Origin of the sequence: Streptococcus sp. A22 (genome assembly GCF_043674215.1) — a bacterium.
GTDB classification, from domain to species: domain Bacteria; phylum Bacillota; class Bacilli; order Lactobacillales; family Streptococcaceae; genus Streptococcus; species Streptococcus suis_V.
The window spans coordinates 1-2,034 of the sequence record NZ_JBIMJQ010000061.1 but is presented as its reverse complement, the minus strand read 5'-3'; the positions used below and the strand labels follow the sequence as shown (position 1 = coordinate 2,034).

Here is a 2,034-nt window from a genome sequence, read left to right as displayed (position 1 = left end):
CTGCACGTTTGGTTCGTCTTCTTTAATTTTCAAAGGTCTTGTCGTCCTTGCGACAACTATATCAGTATATCACATCCGTGATTTCCTGTCAACTACTTTTTGAAACTTTTTTTCGTTTCTACTTCGCCAACAGTCCCTCACGAGACAACTTCATTATTCTATCATCTATAGCTAATACTGTCAATAGCTTTTGAACACTTTTTTGAAAAAAATAAGCCGGTCATGTGACCAGCTTAGTGATTAGCGTGTTGGAACGTAATTTAGTTCATCTTTATGTTCTGCAAGGAAGTCTCCGAGCTCTGACTCAGGGATTTCACGGAGGTAGAGGTTGGCACGAATGGTTACGTCATCTTCGCGACAAGTTGAGAGAACCAGGTAGTTGTCTGATGCTTTAATCTCAATATTATCATTTTTTGCTACTGCACCTTCACGAACTGCTGTCAACTGCTCTTCGAACTGTTGGTCGCTATCGAAACTTGTGCGATAGAAGGCTGTCGACTCATGAACAATAATCATGAAAGCGGCCTGATAGTAATGAACTTTTTCCGGAGTACGGACGACAACATAGGGATGAGCATCAAAGAAGGCCTGATCATCGTAGAAGTTGACATCGTTAAACATACGGCTATCCGGCACTTTTGAGCCACGGGCATGTCCAAAAAGCCAGGTCAACTTGTCACTAAAGTCTGTTTTATTGTCCATATCCATGAATACTGTACCCATATATGGGTCTTCACCGGATCCATCAAAGAGTTTTGATAAGTAGGTTGTATTGTCACCATTATATACAACTGGTTCATCCAAGTTGGTACCTGGTGCGTAGACGTAGGCAATAGTATCAGGGTTAACCCCTTTGAGACCGTCAAATTGCTCTTTAAGGGCTGCCTTTTCTTCCTCTGAAATCTGATAGGATGTTGCAGATGACGATGATGTTGCCTGCTGGCTTGAGCTTGGCTGGTTGTTTCCTGATGCAGTAGAGTTTTTTCCACCTTGAAGACCAAAGAAGGCTGATAGGGCAATACCTGCAACAGCTACAAAGGCTAGCAGAGCTATTATAAGTTTATTATTTTTTTTATTTCGCATAATTCACCTTAAAAAATAAAGTTGCCCTGAGGCAACTTTATCTATGATAGCTTAGACTAATTATTTAGCTGCGCTTGTTTTTGGAAGTGTTTTAGAACCAGTAGCAGTTTTAGCTGGAGCTACAGATTTAGCACCACCGTTGTTAGCTGCTGGAGCTACAGGAGCGCCTGCTTTTGCTTGTTCTACTTGTTCAGGAGTCAAACCAGCGTTAAGAGCTTCTGCAATAGCAGCATCAAGGTCTGCTTTTGCTTTTTCAAGTTTTGCAGCTGCTTCTGCTTTCTTAGCAACCCAGTTGTTCAAGTCTTCTTGTGCTACTGCAACTGCAGTTTCGCGTGTTGTTACTACACCTTCAAGTTTAGCGATTTCACCATCATAGAAGTTGATTGCTGAAGTTACATCATTGAATCCTTCAACTGGAGTACCTACATTTAAAAGACCAATAGTATAGTCTTTTTCAGCTTTTTTCGCAGCAACATCATCTTGTGCAGCTTTAAGATCTTCTTTTGTTGCTGCAAGTGTTGCTTCGCGACCAGTTACGTTCAATGTGACGCTGTCAAATTCAACTTTAGCTGCGTCTGCATATGCTTTCAAAGTTGAAATCTTAAGTCCCAAGTTTTCTACAACATAGTCATAGCTAGTGTTTGGTTTGTTGTGTGCACCAGTTGCATTGTTGTTTGCAAGTACTGCAGATGAAGTTGCAACCAATGCTGCAACTGTTGCCAAAGTTACGAATGTTTTTTTCATGATAAAAAACTCCTTATGTTTTTCTTTTTTTATTACTGCCACTGCAGATACCTATATTATAAGCTGATTTTTTATCTATGTCAAGAGTTTTTTAAAAAAAATTAAGGATTTTTTTAGAAAATTATTTGTGCGAAAGTTCTATAATGAAGTTAGCCACCCCAACCTAGCCAAAAAACAGCTGTTTCAACTGGTTCAGCTGTCTGTTCT

At 40.0% G+C, this 2,034-nt stretch carries 2 protein-coding genes; both read right to left on the bottom strand.

Annotated elements, in window-relative coordinates; translation table 11 throughout:
* Nucleotides 1–240: 240 nt before the first annotated feature.
* A complete protein-coding gene (gene srtB / locus ACHBHN_RS11250) occupies nt 241–1,083 on the bottom strand; it encodes a class B sortase, LPKTxAVK-specific (protein WP_105122862.1) in 843 nt (280 codons plus the stop codon).
* Between the two features lie 60 nt (nt 1,084–1,143).
* Nucleotides 1,144–1,869, bottom strand: coding sequence for a hypothetical protein (locus ACHBHN_RS11245; protein WP_153048364.1), 726 nt, complete (start codon nt 1,867–1,869; stop codon nt 1,144–1,146).
* Between the last annotated feature and the right edge of the window lie 165 nt (nt 1,870–2,034).

Coding starts and splice junctions, on each gene's coding strand:
- srtB (WP_105122862.1), bottom strand. CDS start 1,083: ATGCGAAATAAAAAAAATAATAAACTTATAATAGCTCTGCTAGCCTTT.